This is a genomic window from Xanthomonas sp. NCPPB 1128, from assembly GCF_001043115.1.
Lineage (GTDB): Bacteria > Pseudomonadota > Gammaproteobacteria > Xanthomonadales > Xanthomonadaceae > Xanthomonas_A.
This window is the reverse complement of record NZ_LFME01000032.1, coordinates 1-20,563: the sequence shown is the minus strand read 5'-3', so window position 1 is coordinate 20,563 and position 20,563 is coordinate 1. Positions and strand designations below refer to the sequence as shown.

The window sequence follows — 20,563 nt, the reverse complement described above, 5'->3', positions numbered from 1 at the left end:
ACCCTGCCGCAGCCGCGGCGCATGCGTCCCGTGTCCGCCGCCGCGCGGCCGCGCCGGCGGCGTGCGTGCGCCTGCGCCCGACGAGACCCGCACATGACCTCGCACGACGCTCCCCTGCTGATCCTCAGCCACGTCTGCCACCCGGCGGTGACCGATGGCTTCCTTCCCGCCGCGCAGCGCATAGGCGTGCCGGTGTTGCTGCTGACCGACCACCGCCACGCCCACCTCGACCACTTCCGCCGCCATCCGCCGGCCGCGCCGGTGCAGGTGCTGGAGTGCGACGTGTTCAATCCGCTGGGCGTGCTCGACCTGCTCGGCAGCCTGCCGCAGCCGCCACGCGCGGTGTTCAGCAACAGCGATCACCTGCAGACCAGCGCCGCCGTGGTCGCCACCGCGCTCGGCGTGCCAGGCAAGGACTGGCAGGTCTGCTACGCGGCCAAGAACAAGGCGGCGATGCGCCAGCGCCTGCGCGCGCTCGGCCTACCGGCGCCGTGGTTCTGCAGCCTGGCGCCGGGCGCACAGCCGCCGGCGCAGGCACCCTGGCCACTGATCGCGAAGCCGCGCGAAGGCGTGGCCAGCCTGGACGTGCGCCACTGCGCCGACGCGGCGGCGCTGCAGGCCTACCTCGATGATTTCTGGCAGCGCCACCCGCAGCGCAGCGTGCTGCTGGAAAGCGTGCTGGAGGGTCCGCTGTTCACCCTGGAAACGCTCGGCGACGGGCGCAGCCTGCAGCCGATCGGCGGCTTCGACGTGCAACTGTCGGCGCCGCCACATTTCGTCGAATGCGAGGCGCGCTGGCGCGGCGCGACCGATACGCCGGTGCTGCAGCAGGCATTGGCGCAGCTGCAGGCGTTCGGCATCGGCTTCGGCGTGTGCCACAGCGAGTTCATCCTCACCGCCGACGGCCCGGTGCTGGTGGAGATCAACTACCGCAGCATCGGCGACGGCCGCGAGTTCCTGCTCGATCGCCTGTTCGGCGGGCACTGGTTCGACAGCGTGCTCGGCCTGCACCTGGGCCGGCCGCTGCCCACGCTGCAGGCGCGCCGCGGGCAGGCCCTGGTGCGCTACTACGTCGCCGAGCACGACGGCACGCTGGCGGTGGCCAGCGCCGACCACGCCAGCAGCGACGCGCACTGGGAGGCGCGCTACCGGCGCCTGCGGCAACCCGGCGACGCGATCCGCCTGAGCCATTCCAACAAGGATTACCTGGGCGTGCTGGACGTGCTCGCCGACACCGAGGCGGACCTGCAGCAGGCGCTGGCCAGCACCGAGGCGTCGCTGCACTGGCGCATCGACGCCACCACCGGGGTGGCGGCATGAGCCAGCACGCCGACCGCCGTTACATCGACCTGCGCGTGATCGACGCCTGCCTGCGCGAAGACCTGCGCGGCATCGTCAGCCGCGGCGCCGCCGCCACGCCGCCGCCGGCAGTACTCGCCGCCTGGGCGCAGGCGCCGCTGCCCGCGGACGCCATATGGTGGCGCATCGCGCATCTGCCCGATGGCGAACTGTGGCTGCCGCTGCGCCGCGCCGGTTACCTGCAGACCGTGAGCGCCTGCAGCGACGGCTGGGTCCTGTATACCGCGCAGCGCAGCGCCTACGAATCCGGTGCGGCGCAGTGGCTGGCGCGGCTGGGCGCCGGACTCGACGCGGAGACCCAGGCGTTGCATCGCGCCTATGTCGAGGAAGCCGACTGCGCGGTGCGCCAGCGCGCGCTGGCGCGGCAGGCCTACGCACAGCAACGGCCGCTGCTGGCAACCGCGCTGGACGCCGCCGACGCGCACGAACGTGCCTACCGCTGCGAACAGTTGGCAAGCCACCGCGACCATCCGTTCTATCCCAGCGCGCGCGCCAAGCTCGGTCTGGACGATGCCGACCTGCCGCGCTATGCGCCGGAGTTCGGCCCCAGCTTCGCGCTGCGCTGGCTGGCGCTGCCGGCCGCGCAGGTCACCCAGACCACGCCGCCGCCGGCGTTCTGGCCGCGCCCGAGCATGCTCGGCCTGGACCCGGCGCTGGACGCCGACCACGTCGCCTGGCCGTTGCACCCGCTGATCTTCGCGCGGCTGGGCGAGGACGGCTTCGCCCTGCCGGAGGGCGCCATCGCCGCACCGCAGCCGTGGCTGCAGGTGCGCCCCTCGCTGTCGCTGCGCACGGTGATCCCGCTGGCGTTTCCCGATCATCATCTGAAGCTGCCGGTGCCGATGCGCACCCTCGGCGCGCTCAACCTGCGCCTGATCAAGCCGTCCACGCTGTACGACGGGCACTGGTTCGAGCGCGTGCTGTGCGACCTCGCCGCGCACGATCCGGCGCTGGGCGAACGCTACCTGCACGTGGACGAAGCGCATGCCGGCCATGTCGGCGAGGCACGGCACCTCTCCTACCTGCTGCGCCGCTATCCCGCGCTGCCGGACGCGACCCTGGTGCCGGTGGCCGGCCTGTGCGCGACGCTGCCCGATGGCCGGCCGCTGGCCGTGCACCTGGCCGAACGTTTCCATGGCGGCGACCTCACCGCTTGGTGGGACGGCTACCTGGCGCTGATGTGCGAGGTGCACCTGCGGCTGTGGCTGCACTACGGCATCGCGCTGGAGGCCAACCAGCAGAACAGCGTGCTGATCTACGCCGCCGGCCGCGCGCCGCGGCTGCTGCTCAAGGACAACGACGCGGCACGCGTGCTGCTGTCGCGGCTGCACGCGCAACGGCCGGCGCTGGCCGCGTTGGGCGCGCCGCGCGATGCACGCATCGCGGTGCAGGACGATGCCGCGCTGGCACGGATGTTCTGCACCATCATCCTGCAACTGGACCTGCAGGCGGTGCTGGAAGGGCTGGCGGAATGGCAGTCGGGGCTGCGCGCACCGCTGTACGCACTGCTGCGCGCGCGCCTGCACGGCACCCTGCGCGCGCTGCGTGCAGAAGGCATCGACACCGCGCCGGCACAGGCGCTGCTGGACGCCCCCGCGCTCCCGGTGAAGTACCTGCTCAGCGCCGGCAGCCTGCTCGGCAAGCAGATCACCGGCGCGGCGGACATCAACAAGTTCTACGGCGACAGCGCGCCCAACCTGCTGCGCGAGGATGCGCTGGCGGCGCGCTTGGCCGCGGCCGGGGCCGCGCGATGAAGCGCCTCCTCGGCCCGGTGCTGGCCGCGCATTACCTGGCCGCCTTCACCGCGCTGGGCATGCCGCTGTTCCTGCCGCAGGTGCTGCAGCAGCTCGCGCCGGGCGCGGCGATCGGCTGGAGCGGCGTGCTCTACGTGCTGCCGACCCTGTGCACCGCGCTCACCGCCAGCGCCTGGGGCCGGCTGGCCGACCGCTACGGGCGCAAGCGCTCGCTGCTGCGCGCGCAACTCGGCCTGGCGCTTGGGTTCCTGATGGCCGGTTTCGCCCCGAACCTGGGCTGGCTGGTCGCCGGCCTGGTCGTGCAGGGCGCCTGCGGCGGCTCGCTGGCCGCGACCAACGCCTATCTCAGCAGCCAGGCGCAGAGTGGCTCGCTGGCACGGGCGCTGGACTGGACCCAGTTCTCCGCGCGGCTGGCGATGGTCACCGCGCCGGCGCTGCTCGGCCTGGCCACCGCGCTGGGGCCGGCGCAGTCGCTGTACCGCTATCTGGCGCTGCTGCCGCTGCTCGCCTTCGCGCTGAGCTGGCGGTTGCCGGCCGATCCGCCGCGCGCGTCGGCGACAGCCACGTCCACGTCCGCCATGCCGCACGCGGATGCGGCGCAGCGACGCCAGCGCTGGGCGCTGTGGACCACGCAGTTCCTGTTCTGTTTCGCGATGGTGGTGACCTTTCCCTACTTCCTGCCATATGCGCAGGCACACGGCATCGACAGCAGCGCGGTCGCCGGCCTGCTGTACAGCCTGCCGCACCTGGTCTACCTGGTGCTGATGCCGTGCTGGCGCGGTCGCGACCACCGCGTGTCGCCGCTGCCGGCAGGGCTCGCGCTGTTCGCACTGGCCTGCCTGCTGCAGATGGCGCCGCCGGCGCCCGGCTGGTTGATCGCCGCGCGGCTGCTGTTCGGCCTGGGCATGTGGATGGCGCTGCGCGGCCTCAACCGCAGCCTGGCCGAGGTTGCCGGCGGGCGCGGCGCGGGCCAGCTGTTCGGCCGCTTCGATGCCGCCGGCAAGTACGCCGGCGTCGCCGGCGGCGCCCTCGCCGGCGCCCTGGTGCAAGGCCATGGCCTGGCCGTGCCGTTCCTCGCCGCCGCCGCGGCCGCCCTGCTGGCGCTGCTGCCGGCCCTGATGCTCACGTCCGTTCGGAGAACCGTCCATGTCCCCCTTGCCGATGCATGACCCGTGGTACGACAGCCTGGCGCAAGCGCAGGCGATCACCTGCTGGCTCAACTGCTACCTGCGCGAAGTCGCGCTCGGTCGCGGCCAAGCCGATTTCGACTACCGCGGCCTCGACCGGCCCGGCGTGGCCGCCGCCGGCGAACGCTGGCTACGCCTGCAGTTGCCCTCGGGCGCGACGCTGTGCGTGCGCCTGGCGCATGCCGACCGTCTGGGCCGCTGCCGCTTCGCCTCGGCGCCCTATCTCAAGGCCGACGGCCGTCCCTGGCACTGCCTGGACGCAGAGGCGCTGGTGCGCCTGCTGCTGCAGGAACTCGGCGAAGGCGAGCAGGCGCCCAACCTGGAACTGCTGGCGCAGAGCGCCAACAGCGTCGCCATCACCGTGCAGTTGCTGCGCCAGGCCGACGTCGCCCAGCCCACCGGCGAAGCGCTGATCGATGCCGAGCAATCGATGCTGTGGGGTCACGCCTTCCATCCCACGCCCAAGAGCCGCGAAGGCGTGCCGCTGGAACAGGTGCTGGCGTGCGCGCCGGAAGCGCGCAGCGCCTTCCCGCTGTTCTGGTTCCGCATCGACCCGCGCCTGTACCGCGCGCAGGGCCATGACGTGCGCGCCGCGCTGGCGCAGGCCGGCGGCGGCGCCGACCTGTACCCCTGCCATCCGTGGGAGGCCGAGCGTGTGCTGGCGCATCCGCTGCTGCGCCAGGCGCAGGCGCGTGGCTGGATCGAACCGCTGGGCGAACGCGGCCTGGCGCTGCGTCCGACCTCGTCGGTGCGCACGCTGTATCACGCCGATCTCGATCATTTCCTCAAGCTGTCGGTACACGTGCGCCTGACCAACTGCGTGCGCAAGAACGCCTGGTACGAGCTGGAAAGCGCGGTGGCGCTGACCCGCCTGTTGGCGCCGGACTGGCAGGCGCTGGCGCAGCGCGTGCCGGGCTTCCACGTGCTGCTGGAGCCGGCCGCCACCGACCTGGACTTCTCCGCGCTGGACGCCGATGCGCAGGCCTGCCGCGAGTTGGGCGAGAGCTTCGGCGTGCTGTATCGGCAGGCGATCCCGGCCGCACAGCGCGCGCGCTATCGCCCGCAGGTGGCCGGTGCGCTGTTCACCAACGATGCGCACGGCCAGCCGGCTTGCGCCGCCGCGCTGCAAACGCTGGCGCGGCGCAGCGGCAGCAGCCTGGAGGCGGCCACGACGGCCTGGTTCCGCGCCTACGCGCAGTTGCTGCTGGACGGGGTGTGGAGCGCCTGGTTCGGCTACGGCATCGTGCTGGAGCCGCACCTGCAGAACACCGTGATCGGCTGCGAGGACGGCCTGCCGACGCAGGTGTGGATCCGCGACCTGGAAGGCACCAAGCTGCTGCCGTCGCGCTGGCCGGCCGCACGCCTGCCCGGCATGTCCGAGACCGCGCGACAGTCGCTGTACTACAGCGCCGAACGCGGCTGGAACCGCATCGCCTACTGCGCGCTGGTCAACAACCTGGCCGAAGCGATCTTCCACCTCGCCGACGGCCACGACCGCCGCGAACGCCAGCTGTGGCAGATCGTCGGCGACATCGCCCGCCGCTGGCAGCAACGCCATGGCGCGCAGCCGGCGCTGCAGGCCCTGCTCGACGGCGCGCCGCTGCCGGCCAAGAACAATCTGCGCCTGCGTCTGCTGCAGCGCGCCGACCGCCATGCCGACTACAGCTTCCTGCCCAATCCGATCGGCAGCGCCGCGCTGCGGCAGGCGGCGGCATGAGCCTGCGCATCGACCCCGCGCCGCTGCACGCGGCACTGGCGCAGTTGCGCGCGCAGGCCGACGGTCCGGTCTGCGCCTACGTCTACGACCTGGCGGCACTGCAGGCGCACGCGGCGATGCTGCGCGCGCAGCTGCCGGCCGGGTGCGACCTGTTCTATGCGGCCAAGGCCAACGCCGAGCCGCCGGTGCTGCGCACGCTGGCGCCGTGGGTGGACGGCTTCGAGGCGGCCTCCGGCGGCGAACTGGAGTGGCTGCACACGCATCAACCCGGCCGCCGGCTGCTGTTCGGCGGCCCCGGCAAGCTCGATGCCGAACTGCAACTGGCCGCCAGCCTGCCCGACTGCAGCGTGCATGTGGAAAGCCTGGGCGAGCTGCAACGGCTGGCCCGTATCGCCGCGTCGCACACACGGCCGCTGTCGGTGTTCCTGCGCCTGAACATCGTGGTGCCGGGCATGCAGGACACGCGCCTGGTGATGGGCGGGCGACCCTCGCCGTTCGGCCTGGACGTGGACGACCTCGACGCGGCCATGCAGGTGCTGCGCGGCGCGACCGGGCTGCGCCTGGACGGCTTCCATTTCCACCTGCTGTCGCACCAGCGCGATGCGCAGCTGCAGCTGCGCCTGATCGCGCACTACCTGCAGACCGTGCAGGGCTGGCGCCAGGCGTATGCACTGGGACCGCTGACGGTGAACGCCGGCGGCGGCTTCGGCGTGGACTACGCCGATCCGGCGGCCTCGTTCGACTGGGCCGCGTTCTGCGCCGGCCTGCCGGCGCTGCTGCGCACGCACGGCGAAGGCCTGCGCCTGCGCCTGGAACCTGGCCGCTACGTCAGCGCCGCCTGCGGCTGGTATCTCATGGAAGTGCTCGACATCAAACGCAGCCATGGCGCGCAGTTCGCCATCGGCCGCGGCGGCACCCATCATTTCCGCACGCCTGCCGCGCAGGGCCACGATCATCCGTTCCTGGTCCTGCGCGGCACGCAGCCGCCGGTGCTGCGCGATGCGCGGGTGACCCTGGTCGGACAGCTGTGCACGCCCAAGGACGTGCTGGCCCGCGACCAGCCGGTGACCGCGCTGGCGCCGGGCGACTGCCTGGCGTTCTCGCTGGCCGGCGCCTACGCCTGGAACATCTCGCACCAGCAGTTCCTGATGCACCCGCCGCCGCAGATGCTGTTCCTCGACGGCCCGGCGCAGGCCACCGATGCCATGCCGCAGCGCCGCATTGCCGAGCCCGCCAGCACCGCGTCATGATCCGGCCACCGGCGGCGGCCTACGCTGCCGGCCACTATCCCACCGGAGCCGCCGCCATGACCCGTTCCGCCCGTCTCGCCGTCACCTGCCTGTTGCTGAGCTTCGCCGCCGCCCCGCTGCTGGCCACCGCCGCGGCCAAGCCGCAGACCGCGCAACAGACCCTGATGGCCAAGTGTTCGGCCCAGAACAAGGGCAAGAAGGGCGAGGAGTACAAGAGCGCGCAGAAGGCCTGCCTCAGCGGCGGCACCGCCCCGGCGGCGGGCAACGCCTCCCAGCAACGGATGAAGGACTGCAACGCCCAGGCGGCCACGCAGAAACTGCAGGGCGACGCGCGCAAGACCTTCATGAGCGGGTGCCTGAAGAAGCAGTGAGCCCAGTAAGCCCCTCTCCCCCGGGAGAGGGGTTGGGGTGAGGGTACGGCGCGAAGCGACCCGCTGAGATCGAACACGAGCGACCCGTACCCTCATCCGCCCCTGCGGGGCACCTTCTCCCGAAGGGAGAAGGAGAAGCGCTAGCCCCTCTCCCACCGGGAGAGGGGTTGGGGTGAGGGTACGGCGCGTAAGCGTCTCGCTGAGATCGAACACGAGCGACCCGTACCCTCATCCGCCCCTGCGGGGCACCTTCCCCCGAAAAGGGGGCCATGGTCCCGAAGGGAGAAGGAGAAGCGCTAGCCCCTCTCCCACCGGGAGAGGGGTTGGGGTGAGGGTACGACGGCCAGCGAGGCCGGCAAAAACCGCATTGCCAACCGCCACCGCTCCTACGACTCCCGGCCTTCCACAGCCGAATGGCTGGTCATCCCCACTCCCGAATCCCCACCGCTCACCGGCATCCCCGCGTGATCCACCGGAATCGGCACATAGTCCTCGCCGAACGCGACTTCGCCCGGCGTCCACCCTGAGCGCCGCCGCACCGCGCCCCAGAAGCGCTTGAGTCCTTCCCACTGCAGCGCGACCAAGCCGAGCTCGTTGTCGCGATCCACCATCGGATCGCCCACCCCAGTCGGCCGCACCGGCTCGCCGTACAGCGCGGTGCCGAACAGCACGTCCCAGAACGCGAACACCTGGCCGAAGTTGCAGTTGTGCAGACCGGGCCGCTCCGGGTCCACGCGCATGTGGTGCAGGCGATGGAACGGCGGATCGACCAGGATCTTGTTCAGCACCGGGCCGAAGCCGAAACGGGTGTTGGCGTGCGACAGGTTCTGCACCAGTTCGCCGAGCAGCATCAGCCAGGCGAACTCGTCGGCCTCGATGCCGAAGGCGATGCCCACCCCGGCCAGCACAAACGACTGCAGCATGCCGTCCAGGTAGTTGCTGCGGTCGTTGGCCCAGCAGCTGAGCTGGCGCTGGCTGTGGTGCATGCTGTGCATCGCCCACCACCACGGCATCCAGTGCTGTACCCGGTGCATCCAGTAGTAGGTGAAGTCGTAGGCCAGGTAGTACAGCGCGAACAGCGCCAGCGGATGCTGGTCCAGCCACGGCCAGGCATGGCGCAGGCCGGTCTCCGGCGCCGCCGCGGCGTTGGGGTCGGCGCCGCCCAATGCGTTGACCACCGGGGTCAGGATCAGGAACGAGAACAGCGGGAACACCCCGATCAACATCAGCCAGGTGTAGTGGAAATCGATGCGTGCCAGCCGCCGGTGTTCCCAGCGCTCGGCCGGCCACAGGCTCTCCAGCGGCCGGAACAGCACGCCGATGATGGACAGCTGCAGCGCGGCCACCAGCAGCGAGGCGGCGATGTCGTGCGGATCGTCGCTGAGCCCGGTCAGGTGCAGCGCCGCCAGCAGCGGCGCCACGGCGTGGCTGGCGACCAGGTCGACCAGCGTGGACCAGGCGTGGGCAATGGACGAGACCATGGCAATGACAGGCATGCGAAGACGGCAAAAGGGCGCGACGGCCGGCGCGACAGCATGCCGCCGCTGGCTTTCGCCAAGCTGTCCGTGCCAGCGGCGGCCGGTCGCGCTAGTATGCCGCGGTAGCGCCAGGCCGCCGGCTCGGCAGCAGCGCCGCGACGATGCCCAGCAGCGGCAGGAACGACATCACCTGGTACACGAAGACGATGCCGCGGTGGTCGGCGAGCAGGCCCAGCACCGCCGCGCCCAGCCCGCCCATGCCGAAGGCGAAACCGAAGAACAGCCCGGAGATGGTGCCGATGCGCCCGGGCATCATTTCCTGCGCGTACACCAGGATCGCCGAGAACGCCGAGGACAGCACGAAGCCGATCAGCACTGTCAGCGCGGTGGCCGCATGCAGGCCCACGTGCGGCAGCGCCAGCGCGAACGGCGCCACGCCCAGGATCGACACCCAGATCACCGGCTTGCGGCCGATGCGGTCGCCGACCGGGCCGCCGATCAGCGTGCCCAGCGCCGAGGCCAGCAGGAACGCGAACAGATGCAGCTGCGCGCTCTGCACCGAGATGCCGAAGCGCTGGATCAGGTAGAACGTGTAGTAGCTGCTCAGCCCGGCGATGTAGAAATACTTGGAGAAGATCAGCAGCAGCAGGATGCCGACGATCCGCACTACCATGGCGCGCGGCAGCGCCGGCACCGCCGCGACCGGCCGCGGCGCCGCACGCACGGCCTGCAGGTGCAGCGCGTACCAGCGCCCGACGTAGGACAGCAGGGCGATGCCGAGCAGCGCCGCGCCGCCGAACCAGGCCACGCTGTGGCGGCCGTTGGGCACGATCACCGCTGCGGCGATCAGCGGTCCCAGCGCGGTGCCGGTATTGCCGCCGACCTGGAACACCGACTGGGCCAGGCCATGGCGCCCACCCGAGGCCAGCCGCGCGATGCGCGAGGATTCGGGATGGAAGATCGCCGAGCCGATCCCGACCAGGGCCGCCGCCAGCAGCACCATGCCGAAGCTCGGCGCATAGGCCAGCAGCAACAGTCCGCACAGCGTGGAACTCATGCCCAGCGGCAGCGAATACGGCGCCGGGCGGCGGTCGGTGCGCAGCCCGATCAGCGGCTGGAACAGCGAGGCGGTGATCTGGTACGTCAGGGTGATCAGGCCGACCTGGGCGAAGCTGAGCTGGAACTGGCCCTTGAGCACCGGGTACAGCGCCAGGATCAGCGACTGCATCATGTCGTTGATCAGGTGCGAGGAGGTGATCGCGGCCAGGACGCCGGACGCGACCTTGCGCGGGGCGGCGGTGCCGGTGGAGGCAGAAACGACAGGTGTGGCGGGACGCAGCGTGGACATGGCGGGACGGGCATTGCCGGGAGTGCGTGCATGGTAGGCTTCCCTGTCCCGACCTTCCTGCGCGACATGCCCAGCAACCATCGCAAAAAGGGCACCGTGGTGCCGCGCTCCGCCCGCAATGCGGACGACGCGCCGGCCGACGTGGTGTGCAAGGCCGTCGACTACGCACCCGACAGCGCCATCGCCCCGCACCGGCATGCGCGCCATCAGTTGATCTACGCGGCGTCCGGACTGATGGTGGTGCGTTCTGGCCAGGGCCACTGGGTGGTGCCGAGCACACGCGCGCTGTGGATTCCCGCCGGCACCGAACACAGCGTGCGCTGGATCGGCAGCCTGCACATGCGCAGCCTCTACATCCGCCCCACTGCCATCGCCGGCATGCCCGACACGCCGGCGGTAATGGCGGTGGAACCGCTGCTGGAAGCGCTGATCCGCAGCGCCGCCGAGATCCCCTGGGACCACGTCGCCGACTCGCGCGACGGGCGGCTGATGCGGCTGATCCTGGACGAACTGCATGCGCTGCCGGCGCTGCCGCTGTATCTGCCGCAACCGCGCGATCCGCGCCTGCTGCGCATCGCCGCCGCGCTCGACGCCGACCCGGCCGATGCCACCACCCTGCACGCCTGGGCCGCGGCGCTGGGCGTGGACGTCAAGACCATCCAGCGCCTGTGCCAGCGCGAACTGCAGATGCGCTTCGGCCAGTGGCGGCAGCAACTGCGCCTGCTGCGCGGACTGGAGCGGCTGGCCGCCGGCGACCGCATCATCGACGTGGCGGTGGAGCTGGGCTACGACAGCCCCAGCGCGTTCACCGCCATGTTCAAGCGCCAGTTCGGGCAGCCGCCGAGCCAGTTCTTCCGCTGAGCGCGCACGCAGCGCGCGGCGTGGCTCACGCCCGCGCCAGCGCCTGCTGCAGATCGGCGAGCAGGTCGTCGATGTGCTCGATGCCCACCGACAGCCGCACCGTGTCCTCGCTGACCCCGCTGCGCTGCAGTTCCTCGGGCGAGAGCTGGCGATGCGTGGTGGACGCCGGATGCGTGGCCAGCGACTTGGCGTCGCCGATGTTGACCAGGCGGGTGAACAACTGCAGCGCATCGAGGAAGCGCGCACCGGCGACGCGGCCGCCGCGCAGGCCGAAGGTGAGCACGCCGGAGCCGTGCCCGCGCAGATACTTCTGCGCGAGCGCGTGTTCGGAATGGTCCGGCAGGCCGACGTAGTTGACCCACTCCACCTTGGCTTCGCCCTGCAGGTGCCGCGCCAGCGCCAGCGTGTTCTGGTTGATCCGGTCCATGCGCAGCGGCAGCGTCTCGATGCCCTGCAGGATCTGGAAGGCATTGAATGGCGACAGCGCCGCACCGGTATTGCGCAGCGGTACCACCCGCGCGCGGCCGATGTAGGCGGCCTCGCCCAGCGCCTCGGTGTAGACCACGCCGTGGTAGCTCACGTCCGGCTCGTTGAGGCGACGGAAGCGCTGTGCGTGCGCCGCCCACGCGAAGCGCCCGGAATCGACGATCGCCCCGCCCAGGCTGGTGCCGTGGCCGCCCAGGTACTTGGTCAGCGAATGCACCACGATGTCGGCGCCGAAGTCGAACGGCCGCAGCAGGTACGGCGTGGGCACGGTGTTGTCGACGATCAGCGGCACGCCGTGGGCGTGGGCGATGGCGGCCACCGCTTCCAGGTCGGTGACATTGCCGCGCGGGTTGCCGATCGACTCGACGAAGATGGCCTTGGTGCGTGCGTCGATCAGCCCGGCGAAGGCGCCGGGATCGCGGTAGTCGGCGAAGCGGGTCTGGATCCCGGACAGCGGCAGCGTATGCGCGAACAGGTTGTAGGTGCCGCCGTACAGCGCGCTGGAGGAGACGATGTTGTCGCCGGCCTCGGCGATGGTCTGGATGGCGTAGGTCACCGCCGCCTGCCCGGAGGCCACCGCCAACGCCCCGATGCCGCCTTCCAGCGCGGCGATGCGCTGTTCCAGCACGTCGGTGGTGGGGTTCATGATGCGGCTGTAGATGTTGCCCTGCACCTTCAGGTCGAACAGGTCGGCGCCGTGCTGGGTGTCGTCGAAGGCGTAGGCCACGGTCTGGTAGATCGGCACCGCCACCGCGCGGGTGGTCGGATCGGGGCGATAGCCGCCGTGCACGGCGATGGTTTCCAGCTTCCAGTTCGGGTCGGACATGGGCGACGAGTCTCGGCAGGGAGAGCGGAGACAATAACGGCGATTCGGCAAGGGCCTGCTAACCGCTGGTTATGAGTCTATACCCGGAGCGCGCGAAGTACTTTGAGATTCCCGTTCGCCGTGCCACATGTCCTGGCTTTGCGCGCGCCACGCGGCAGCCCCGATCACCGCAGTGCGGAGCCGTTGGCGTAGTTCGGCGTGGCATCCATGGCGATACGCTAAAGCACCACGCTACTGCCATTGAGCAACCACGTTATTTGCGCACCAGATATCCGACCAGTGCACCTCCTACCGCGGTAAGGAATGACATTGCCCACTTCTTGTCATCCGCCGATACCTTGCCGGTCGTATCCAGCAGCGTCGCCAGACAGAACCAGCCGATCGCGCCGATGAAGATCGAGGCGAACAAGAACAGCAGGACGTCCTTGGTCAAGCGTACCGCGCGCTCGGCATCGGTTTCGTTCTTTTCAACATTGACCTTGAAACTATGTCCGCTTGGCGGGTTGTTCAGGTCAAGCGTACTCATAACCCGATGATTTCGGTTTCGAGCTGACGGGTCTCCGGATTCACCAGGCCGATCTTACGGCCCTGTTTAGTGCCGTCACGAGCAGCGAGATAAAGCTGCAACGCCTTGCGCAGGATCTCGCTCTTGCTCTGCTGGGATTCCAGGGCGGCCTGGTCGATGGCCTTATTGAGATCATCGGAAAGGTTCAGGTTCAGACGGACAGACATGACAGCCTCCAAGTCACGGAATGAGGCTAATATACATCAAAAACCCTCAAATACACCTCACCACTTACTGCGTATCGGCTCGTCCATCGCCCAGGTTCGCCCAAGGCGATGGCGGCCACGACGTGCCGCGCGCCGCCTCAAGCCTTTTCGAACACCAGCTTCCCGCCCTCGGCCTCGACCTTGATGGTGTCGCCACTGAGGAACTGGCCGGACAGGATCTGCTGCGCCAGCGGGTTCTCCAGTTGCGCCTGGATCGCGCGCTTGAGCGGGCGCGCGCCGTACACCGGATCGAAGCCGACGTTGCCGAGCAGTTCCAGCGCGCGGTCGCCCAGTTCGATCTTCAGCCCACGCTCGGCCAGGCGCTTCTCCAGGCCGTGCAACTGGATGCGCGCGATCGACTTGATCTGCGCCTTGTCCAGCGGATGGAACACCACGATGTCGTCCAGGCGGTTGATGAATTCCGGGCGGAAATGCGCCTGCACCACGCCCATCACCGCCGCCTTCATCTGCGTGTAGGCCTCGGCGCTGCCGTCGCCGCTCAGCTCCTGGATCTGGTGCGAGCCGAGATTGGAGGTCATCACGATGACGGTGTTGCGGAAGTCCACGGTGCGGCCCTGGCCGTCGGTGAGGCGGCCGTCGTCGAGCACCTGCAGCAGGATGTTGAACACGTCGCTGTGCGCCTTCTCGACCTCGTCGAGCAGGATCAGCGAATATGGCCGGCGCCGTACCGCCTCGGTGAGGTAACCGCCTTCTTCATAGCCCACGTAGCCCGGAGGCGCGCCGATCAGCCGCGCCACCGAGTGCTTCTCCATGAACTCACTCATGTCGATGCGGATCATCGCGTCGCTGCTGTCGAACAGGAACTCGGCCAGCGCCTTGCACAGCTCGGTCTTGCCGACGCCGGTGGGGCCCAGGAACAGGAACGAGCCGCTTGGCCGGTTCGGATCGGACAGGCCGGCGCGCGAGCGGCGCACCGCGTCGGACACCACCTTGATCGCCTCTTCCTGGCCGACCACGCGCTGGTGCAGTTCGTCCTCCATGCGCAGCAGCTTGTCGCGTTCGCCCTCGAGCATCTTGTTGACCGGAATGCCAGTCCAGCGCGACACCACCTCGGCGATCTCCTCGGCGGTGACGCGGTCCTGCACCAGCTTGAAGTCGTGCTGCTCGGCTTCGTTGGCCGCGGCCAGCTGCTTTTCCAGGTTCGGCAGCAGGCCGTACTGGATCTCGCTCATCTTGGCGTAGTCCTGGCGCCGCTGCGCCGCCTCCAGCTCCACCCGCGCCTGCTCGATCTGCTCCTTGATCTTGGTCGCGCCCTGCAGCGCCGCCTTCTCCGACTTCCACACTTCGTCCAGGTCGGAGAACTCGCGCTCGAGCGTGTCGATATCGCGTTCCAGGTCGGCCAGGCGCTGCCGCGAGGCCTCGTCCTTTTCCTTCTTCAGCATCTCGCGCTGGATCTTGAGCTGGATCAGGCGCCGTTCCAGGCGATCCAGTTCCTCCGGCTTGGAGTCGATCTCCATGCGGATGCGGCTCGCCGCCTCGTCCATCAGGTCGATGGCCTTGTCCGGCAGCTGGCGGTCGGTGATGTAGCGGTTGGACAACGTGAGCGCGGCGACGATCGCCGGGTCGGTGATCTCCACGCCGTGGTGCACCGCGTAGCGCTCCTTGAGGCCGCGCAGGATGGCGATGGTGTCCTCTACCGACGGCTCGCCGACGAACACCTTCTGGAAGCGCCGCTCCAGCGCCGCGTCCTTCTCGATGTACTTACGGTACTCGTCCAGGGTGGTGGCGCCGATGCAGTGCAGCTCGCCGCGCGCCAGCGCCGGCTTGAGCATGTTGCCCGCATCCATGGCGCCGTCGGCCTTGCCGGCGCCGACCATGGTGTGCAGTTCGTCGATGAACAGAATGATCTGGCCTTCGTTCTTGGACAGGTCGTTGAGCACGCCCTTGAGCCGCTCCTCGAACTCGCCGCGGAACTTGGCGCCGGCGATCAGCGCGCCCATGTCCAGCGACAGCACGCGCTTGCCGCGCAGGCCTTCCGGCACCTCGCCGTTGACGATGCGCTGGGCCAAGCCCTCGACGATCGCGGTCTTGCCGACGCCGGGCTCGCCGATCAGCACCGGGTTGTTCTTGGTGCGCCGTTGCAGCACCTGCACGGTGCGGCGGATCTCCTCGTCGCGGCCGATCACCGGGTCGAGCTTGCCGCTCTCGGCACGCGCGGTGAGATCGATGGTGTACTTCTCCAGCGCCTGGCGTTGTTCCTCGGCGTTCTCCGACTGCACAGTCTCGCCGCCGCGCAGCTTGTCGATGGCGGCCTCGAGCTTCTTCTTGTCGGCACCGGCGGCGCGCAGCGCCAGGCCCAGCGCACCGCTGTCATCGGCGGCGGCCAGCACGAACCACTCGCTGGCGATGAACTGGTCGTTGTGCTGCTGCGCCAGCTTGTCGGTCTGGTTGAGCAGACGGCTGAGGTCGTTGCCCATCGACAGGTTGCCGGGCTGGCCGCTGACCTTGGGCAGCTTGTCCAGCGCCTCGCCGAGGCGCTCGCGCAGCACCGGCACGTTGACGCCGGCCTGCGCCAGCAACGGCCGGGTGCTGCCGCCGGCCTGGTCGAGCAGCGCCACGAACACGTGCACCGGCTCGATGATGGTGTGGTCGCGGCCCACGGCCAGCGACTGCGCGTCGGCCAGGGCCTGCTGGAAGCGCGAGGTGAGCTTGTCCATCCGCATCGGAAAGTCCTCTGAATGAAAGGGCCGGCCGTGCCGGCATGCCAGCAAAATGCGGCTGTCCGCCCGTGTTTCAAGGCCGCCCGCGCTGCCTGTATACGGCGCGGTCGGTGGTCGCCGCGTGGTGCGCCGCGCGGCGGTCACACGCCGCTACCGGGATGGCGGCTACCCTCGGCGCTTCCGTCGCCACGCGCAGGACCCGCCCCATGCATTACGAGCTCTACTACTGGACCGGCATCCAGGGCCGCGGCGAGTTCGTACGGCTGGCGCTGGAGGATGCCGGCGCCGGTTATCGCGACGTGGCCCGCGAGCAGGGCGACGCGGCGATGCGGCCCTTCCTCGACGGCGCCCATGCCGGCGCGCGCCCGTTCGCGCCGCCGTTCCTCAAGGCCGGCCGGCTGGTGATCGCGCAGGCCGCCAACATCCTGCACTACCTCGGCCCGCCGCTGGGCCTGGTGCCGGACAGCGAATCGCGGCGGCTGCAGGCGCTGCAATTGCAACTGACCATCGCCGACCTGGTCGCCGAGGTCCACGACAGCCACCACCCCATCGCCAGCGGGCTGTACTACGAAGACCAGCAAGCCGAAGCGCAGCGGCGCGCCGAGGACCTGCGCACGCAGCGGCTGCCGAAGTTCCTGGGCTATTTCGAGCAGGTGCTGGATCAGGGCGGGGGGCGCCACGTACTGCGCGAGCATTCCTACGTGGACCTGTCGCTGTTCCAGTTGATGAGCGGGCTGGACTACGCCTTCCCGCAGGCGATGAAACGGTTGTCGCCCAAGTTGCCACGGCTGCGCGCGCTGCAGCAGCGCGTGTGCGAGCGCCCGGGCATCGCCGCCTACCTTGCCTCGGCGCGGCGTCTGCCCTTCAACGAGAACGGCATCTTCCGGCATTACCCGAAACTGGATGGCTGAGCGCAGGTTGTGCGCCCGGCATCAGTCCGGCTGTGCGCTCTCGTAGGAGCGGCTTCAGCCGCGACAGGCGTTCCCGGTCATGCCTGTCGCGGCTGAAGCAGCTCCTACGAAAACAAAACGCCCGCAGGCGCGACCGCTAGAGGCCGCACGCATTCGTGTGGCACGTCCGTCGCTCAGGTCCGCGTCAATGCCGCGCGCACCGCACGCAACTGCGCCTTGACCGCGGCGGCCTGGGTCGGGCCCATGCGCAACAGCGCCTTCTGCCCGATCGACAGCGACTCCAATGTCGGATCGACAAAGCAGTACTTGCCGCGCACCGGATCGACCGCCACCGCCAGTGGGGTCTTTGGCGTCGGGGTCTGCAGCAGGTGGTCGATCACCTGCACCAGGCGATCGTTGAAGTAGCCCTGCGGATAGCCCAGTTCCACGTAGGCCTGCTGGAACAGAGGATAGAAGCGCCGGTAGGCCGCCACCGCCGTCGCCGGATCGGCGCGGGTGAAGGCTTCCACGTAGGGCGCATAGCGCTGTGCGTTGGCATCGGCAATGACGCTGACACCGCTGGCGTCGGTGCTCACCTGCAGTTCGCCCGGCACCTGCTTGAGCGCCAGCGCGCGCGACGTGACGCGGCGCTGGGTCAGGTTGTCGACCATGGTCACCAGGCGCTGGATCAGGTGATCGCGCACCAGCAGCGCCAGCGGCGCATCGCCGCCAGCCAGCGTGCTCAGCGCCGCCCAGGCCGCGTCGTCGCTGGCGGCTAGCGCCGGAATCGCTGCATCGGCGGCTTCCGCGGCATCGATGGGATGCTGGATCGGGGGTGGCGTTGCGGTCGCGGCCGGCGCGTCAGGCGCTGCAGGCGCGGCGGCGGCGCGTGCTGGCGCGACCTTGGCAGGCGCCGGCGTGGCGCTTGGCCACAGCGCGGCGATGTTGTCGCGGAACAACCATGCTGCGGCGGCGGCCACCAGCACGGCGACCAGGATCCACGGCCAGAACGAATGACGCGGCTGCATGGGATGCACATCTCCATCGGACAATGGGAGTGTGACAGCGTCGGTGCCTACCGGTTCCAGCACGGGACGGCCAGCGTTCAGCCTCGGCGCACGGTCCGCGCGGAGCGCCGACAACGCCCTCGCGTTTCCCTGCGCCTTCTGCGTCGAGGATCGTCGGACCTCACGTCCTCCCGCCTGCAACGCACACGTTGCGAGGCAGTCCGCCAGCAGGCGCGGCGACGAGGCCAGGTACAGCGTGGTGTGGCAGTCCGTGCTGGCCACCAGGCCACTGCGGCCGCCTTGCGCTCGTGCGGTGGCCGCACTACCAGCTCACGCGGGCGACACGCGTACCGCAGCGCCGCTCACTCCACCAGCACCGCGCGCGGCTTCTGCAACGACAGCAGACCGAGCAAGGCGGCCAGCACCAGATAGCCGCCGACGAACTGCCAGGCGATCAGCTTCGGCACGCCGCTCAGCGTCCACGGCAGGTACAGGCCGCCGCGCGGGTCCACCGAATGGATCAGCCCGAACAGGGTCAGCCCGGCCGCCACCAGCAGGAACACGGCGGCACGGCGCAGGCGGCCGTCGACCATCGCCGCCACCGCGGCGATCCACAGCATCGCAGTGATGATGAAGCCGTTGCCCAGGGTCAGGATCACCGCCAGTTCGGGCAGGCCGTGGCCGTCCAGGGTGGTGGTGAGTTTCGCCAGTTGCTCCGGGGCGATCCAGCCCGGCGCCTTGATCGCCAGCAGGTAGGCCACCGACGGCAGGAACCCCAGCACCATCGCCCCGGCGTGGCGCTTGGGCGTGGCCTGGAAGGCCTGGGTGGTGATGTCGATGGCGACGTAGACGATGATCGGCGCCAGCACCGCCATCGGCAGCCACTGCACCAGGCCGGCGACCAGCCCGAACATGCCGCCCAGGCCGATGAACAGGCCGGTCAGCAGGGTGTAGCCGCTGCGCGCGCCCATGTGCTTGTAGGCCGGCTGGCCGATGTACGGCGTGGTCTGGGCGACGCCGCCGCAGACGCCGGCGATCAGGGTCGCGCCTGCCTCGACCAGCAGGATGTCGCGGGTGCGGTAGTCGTCTCCGGCGGCGCGCGCGCTTTCGCTGACGTTGATGCCGCCGACCACCATCAGCAGGCCGAACGGCAGCAGCAACGGCAGCAGCGGCACCGTGTCGCGCAGGCCGGTGACGAAGCCCAGGCTCGGCCACGGCAGCACCAGTTGCGGCGCGATCCACTGCGGCGCCTGATGCCCGGGAATGCCGACGCCGGCCGCATTGGCCCAGTAGTACAGGCCGGTGCCCAAGGCCAGTGCCAGCGGCACGCCGGGCAGGCGCCACGGCAGCCGTCCCTTGGCGATCAGCACGTACAGCAGCAGCCCCAGCACCACCAGCCCGACCAGCGGGGTACGCAGCGCCTCCAGCAGCGGCAGGAACCCCATCAGCACGATCGCGATGCCGGCGATGGAGCCGAGCAGCGCCGCGCGCGGCAGCGCGCGGGTCACCGCATCGCCGAAGAACGACAGCACCGTCTTCAGCACGCCCATCACCACCAGCGACGCCATGCCAAGGTGCCAGGTGGCCAGCGCCGCGGCCTGCGGGTCCAGGCCCTGCTGCTTGTAGCGCACGAACGCCGGGCCCAGCACCAGCAGGGCCATGCCGATACTGGTCGGCGCATCCAGGCCCAGCGGCATCGCGGTGACGTCGCTGCGCCCGCTGCGCGCGGCCAGCCGCCGCGCCATCCAGGTGTACAGCAGGTTGCCGACCAGCACGCCGAAGGCGGTGCCGGGAATCATCCGCGTATAGATGACCTCCGCGGGGAACTGGAAGATTCCCACCAGCGCCAGGGTGATGAAACCGAGGATCGACAGGTTGTCGACCACCAGGCCGAAGAAACCGTTGAGGTCGCCGGCGACGAACCAACGCGGACGCGGCGAGACAGGAGCGGGAGTGGACATGCGGGCAGTGGCGGCGTTGGGGGTCGAGGGATGGTAAGGGGAAGCGGCACCGTCGGATCGGTGCACGCGCAGGATGCCGTTTTCCGGCGACGGCGCGCCGCTACGGCGACAGCGGCAGATGCAGGAACTGGTTGAACGCGCTCGACACGTAATCGCCGAACGCCGGCCCGTTAAGGAAGCCACGCCGCCGGTACAACGCGAGCGCCGGCTCGAACGCCGCGCCACTGCCGGTTTCCAGGCTCAGGCGCTGCAGGCCTTCGGCGCGGGCGACCGCGATCAGATGTTCGAGCAGGGCCGCGGCCGCGCCCTGGCGCAGGAATGCCGGATGCGTGCGCATCGACTTCAGTTCGCCGCCGTCGGCGTCCAGCACGCGCAGCGCACCGACCGCGGCCAGCGCATCGTCGCGCCACACGCTCCACAGGCGCACGTCGGCGCGCCGCAGACCGGACAGATCCAGCGCATACACGCTGCCCGGCGGCGACTGCGCATGCATCTGCTGCAGGTGGTACTCCAGCAACCCCCGCACCACCGTATCGTCGAGATCACCGGGCCGAATTACGAACGGCCCCACCGTCACCGCAGCACCTCGCTCTTGCGAATCCCCACTCCCCACCCC

The 20,563-nt window shown here is 70.0% G+C and carries 17 protein-coding genes; 8 read left to right on the top strand and 9 right to left on the bottom strand.

Translation table 11 applies throughout. From position 1 onward, the window contains the following. The first annotated feature begins 93 nt into the window (after positions 1-93). Genes ACP93_RS17120 through ACP93_RS17095 form a run of 6 tightly spaced genes read left to right on the top strand, consistent with a single transcriptional unit; the run spans position 94 to position 7,638 of the window. Positions 94-1,320 (top strand): ATP-grasp domain-containing protein, encoded by a 1,227-nt coding sequence (locus tag ACP93_RS17120; RefSeq protein ID WP_048491872.1) that lies wholly within the window; start codon positions 94-96, stop codon positions 1,318-1,320. Continuing rightward, the gene (locus tag ACP93_RS17115; RefSeq protein WP_048491871.1) at positions 1,317-3,113 is read left to right on the top strand and encodes an IucA/IucC family protein; all 1,797 of its coding nucleotides are present in this window, start codon (positions 1,317-1,319) and stop codon (positions 3,111-3,113) included. The genes ACP93_RS17120 and ACP93_RS17115 overlap by 4 nt, the downstream gene beginning before the upstream one ends. Further along, complete coding sequence (locus tag ACP93_RS17110) at positions 3,110-4,282, top strand: MFS transporter (protein WP_048491870.1); 1,173 nt, start codon at positions 3,110-3,112, stop codon at positions 4,280-4,282. The genes ACP93_RS17115 and ACP93_RS17110 overlap by 4 nt, the downstream gene beginning before the upstream one ends. Beyond that, positions 4,260-6,017: an IucA/IucC family protein gene (locus ACP93_RS17105; protein ID WP_048491869.1), complete on the top strand. Its 1,758-nt coding sequence runs from the start codon at positions 4,260-4,262 to the stop codon at positions 6,015-6,017. Before ACP93_RS17110 ends, ACP93_RS17105 begins: the two co-directional genes overlap by 23 nt. Beyond that, positions 6,014-7,267 (top strand): type III PLP-dependent enzyme, encoded by a 1,254-nt coding sequence (locus ACP93_RS17100; protein ID WP_048491868.1) that lies wholly within the window; start codon positions 6,014-6,016, stop codon positions 7,265-7,267. The genes ACP93_RS17105 and ACP93_RS17100 overlap by 4 nt, the downstream gene beginning before the upstream one ends. Before the next feature lie 56 nt (positions 7,268-7,323). Further along, a complete protein-coding gene (locus ACP93_RS17095; protein WP_048491902.1) occupies positions 7,324-7,638 on the top strand; it encodes a PsiF family protein in 315 nt (104 codons plus the stop codon). Between the two features lie 386 nt (positions 7,639-8,024). Here ACP93_RS17095 and ACP93_RS17090 read toward each other — a convergent pair whose 3' ends face one another. Both ACP93_RS17090 and ACP93_RS17085 read right to left on the bottom strand, forming a co-directional pair. Then, entirely contained in the window at positions 8,025-9,134 is a 1,110-nt protein-coding gene (locus tag ACP93_RS17090; protein WP_048491867.1) for a sterol desaturase family protein, read from the bottom strand. 91 nt (positions 9,135-9,225) lie between these two features. Next, a complete protein-coding gene (locus ACP93_RS17085) occupies positions 9,226-10,464 on the bottom strand; it encodes an MFS transporter (RefSeq protein ID WP_048491866.1) in 1,239 nt (412 codons plus the stop codon). A gap of 30 nt (positions 10,465-10,494) precedes the next feature. On the opposite strand from ACP93_RS17085, the gene ACP93_RS17080 reads away from it, so the two are divergent. Then, the gene (locus ACP93_RS17080) at positions 10,495-11,325 is read left to right on the top strand and encodes an AraC family transcriptional regulator (protein WP_228136076.1); all 831 of its coding nucleotides are present in this window, start codon (positions 10,495-10,497) and stop codon (positions 11,323-11,325) included. Between the two features lie 25 nt (positions 11,326-11,350). Here the strand turns inward: ACP93_RS17080 and ACP93_RS17075 are convergent, their stop codons facing one another. The 4 genes from ACP93_RS17075 to clpB all read right to left on the bottom strand — a co-directional run bounded on the left by ACP93_RS17075 (position 11,351) and on the right by clpB (position 16,092). Then, entirely contained in the window at positions 11,351-12,637 is a 1,287-nt protein-coding gene (locus ACP93_RS17075; RefSeq protein ID WP_048491865.1) for an O-acetylhomoserine aminocarboxypropyltransferase/cysteine synthase family protein, read from the bottom strand. Between the two features lie 253 nt (positions 12,638-12,890). Next, positions 12,891-13,163, bottom strand: a complete 273-nt coding sequence (locus ACP93_RS17070) for a hypothetical protein (protein ID WP_048491864.1) — start codon at positions 13,161-13,163, stop codon at positions 12,891-12,893. Then, complete coding sequence (locus ACP93_RS17065) at positions 13,160-13,369, bottom strand: ribbon-helix-helix domain-containing protein (RefSeq protein WP_046978296.1); 210 nt, start codon at positions 13,367-13,369, stop codon at positions 13,160-13,162. The genes ACP93_RS17070 and ACP93_RS17065 overlap by 4 nt, the downstream gene beginning before the upstream one ends. A gap of 137 nt (positions 13,370-13,506) precedes the next feature. Next, on the bottom strand, positions 13,507-16,092 hold the full coding sequence (gene clpB / locus ACP93_RS17060; RefSeq protein WP_048491863.1) for an ATP-dependent chaperone ClpB: 2,586 nt from the start codon (positions 16,090-16,092) through the stop codon (positions 13,507-13,509). A gap of 203 nt (positions 16,093-16,295) precedes the next feature. On the opposite strand from clpB, the gene ACP93_RS17055 reads away from it, so the two are divergent. Continuing rightward, complete coding sequence (locus ACP93_RS17055; protein ID WP_048491862.1) at positions 16,296-17,000, top strand: glutathione S-transferase; 705 nt, start codon at positions 16,296-16,298, stop codon at positions 16,998-17,000. Between the two features lie 173 nt (positions 17,001-17,173). On the opposite strand, the gene ACP93_RS17050 is transcribed toward ACP93_RS17055, so the two are convergent. The 3 genes from ACP93_RS17050 to ACP93_RS17040 all read right to left on the bottom strand — a co-directional run. Continuing rightward, positions 17,174-18,007, bottom strand: coding sequence for a DUF3014 domain-containing protein (locus ACP93_RS17050; RefSeq protein ID WP_048491861.1), 834 nt, complete (start codon positions 18,005-18,007; stop codon positions 17,174-17,176). A gap of 341 nt (positions 18,008-18,348) precedes the next feature. Beyond that, positions 18,349-19,947, bottom strand: coding sequence for a hypothetical protein (locus ACP93_RS17045; RefSeq protein ID WP_048491860.1), 1,599 nt, complete (start codon positions 19,945-19,947; stop codon positions 18,349-18,351). 100 nt (positions 19,948-20,047) lie between these two features. Beyond that, the coding region (locus ACP93_RS17040) for a GNAT family N-acetyltransferase (RefSeq protein ID WP_343123112.1) at positions 20,048-20,563 on the bottom strand (516 nt) is incomplete at its 5' end.